Consider the following 1424-nt stretch of genomic DNA (forward strand, 5'->3'; position numbering starts at 1 on the left):
CTGCCGAACCCCCACCCCCTGCTCCCATCCCGCCCACCCACACATCCCACCCCCCACCCCACCCCAAACCCACACACTCCCCCCAAAAACCCCCACCCAGCCGACCACTCGCCCCGCGGCCCCCGCCGGACCAGGTCGTAGCCCCGCGTCCGAACCCGCACCACAACACCGTCAGCGCCTTCTACACCCCGTTCTCCCGCCTCCGGCTACGTCGGGGCTATTCCGGCGCCGCGCCTGCCTTAATCACATATTGGTCAGACGCACCAAACCACATTAATAATCTCAACCAAGCGTCGATACTCCACGATCAGGTACGTGACCATCCCCCCGCCCTTTTCACCAAACGTACGAGTCCGTATCGGGCAGTCGGGCCGCTCCCTCACAAAAGGATTGCCACTCCACGGCGCGACCTGCAGAAACACGGTCACCTCGCGGAAGGTCCCCAAAGCGCGGGCAGGCAGGGCCGTGATCTGCTCATCCACCTGCTTACTCTTACCGACGGTGTACATCTACAGGTCGAGCTTCACACCAAGTTCGGCGGCCCGCTCCGCGAGCACCTCACGCAGCGGCCTCCCCGGAACGTACTCCCCGCTCTCGATATCCGCCTGGACGCGCCGCCCCTCCGCCAAGACCGCCTGATACTCACCCGTCGCCTTCATCCGGGCCACATGCCACCAATACGCGAGCAGGTCGTCGACAGGGCCGAGATCCAGCTCCTCGGTGGCCCCCGCCATGGCCTGCCGGAAATCCCTGTCGAAGAAGTCTTGATCCTCGGCCGGCAGGCAAGCCCGGATGTTGCGGGGACTTCGGTCCCCCATCAGAGAGTCCACGATCTGCTCAGGTGTCCCCCCGGCGACCAAGTCGTGAGACTCGCCGCCCATGGTGCCACCTCCTCGCCCCGGGAAGCGCCTCCGCTCACAAGGGCCAAGCTGGCGCGGCACATCCGGCTCCGACCCTAGCCGTGCGAGCACCACCGGCGACAGGGAGTCCGACGGATTCCGCATCGGGACGGGGACGAAATTCATATCCGAGGTCATGCCTCAAACGTACTCGACCTCGAACGTTTCACCTGGCCTATTTCGTTCTGCGAATAGGACCGTCGACCAGAACGAGCGCGACGCGGCCTCACCTGGTAATGGGTATGAACTCCTCCTATGCCGTACTGTCCAGAAAAATACTTCATTCCCCTCAGGGAAAAAAGAGAACAGGCGTCGTCTCAATGGACATGTGACGTGAATCCCTAGCCGGGTCGGGGGAGCGCGAGGGGGCCGGAGGCCCTCTCACTGGGGGTGCGGGGGCGGAGCCCTTGCTGAGACCGCCTGAGCCGAAGGCGAAGACCGTGTTTGGGAGGGCGAGGTTGTGTTTTTGAGGGGGGGTGGTGGGTGGGGGGTTTGGGGTTATTAGGCTGATGATCCTTGTTCTTT

The 1424-nt window shown here is 63.8% G+C and carries 2 protein-coding genes; both read right to left on the reverse strand.

Translation table 11 applies throughout. The features are described from left to right. Positions 1-254 precede the first annotated feature (254 nt). Positions 255-482 carry a hypothetical protein gene (locus ACFP1K_RS41040; RefSeq protein WP_380764010.1) on the reverse strand — a complete coding sequence of 76 codons (228 nt, stop codon included), beginning with the start codon at positions 480-482 and terminating at the stop codon, positions 255-257. 27 nt (positions 483-509) lie between these two features. Continuing rightward, positions 510-881 (reverse strand): DUF6247 family protein, encoded by a 372-nt coding sequence (locus ACFP1K_RS41045; RefSeq protein WP_380764012.1) that lies wholly within the window; start codon positions 879-881, stop codon positions 510-512. Positions 882-1424 lie beyond the last annotated feature (543 nt).

Source organism: Sphaerisporangium aureirubrum (assembly GCF_042658925.1).
Lineage (GTDB): Bacteria > Actinomycetota > Actinomycetes > Streptosporangiales > Streptosporangiaceae > Sphaerisporangium > Sphaerisporangium aureirubrum.

Bases quoted from the DNA above. Each gene is read 5' to 3' on its own strand.
- ACFP1K_RS41045 (WP_380764012.1), bottom strand. From the start codon at position 881: ATGGGCGGCGAGTCTCACGACTTGGTCGCCGGGGGGACACCTGAGCAG.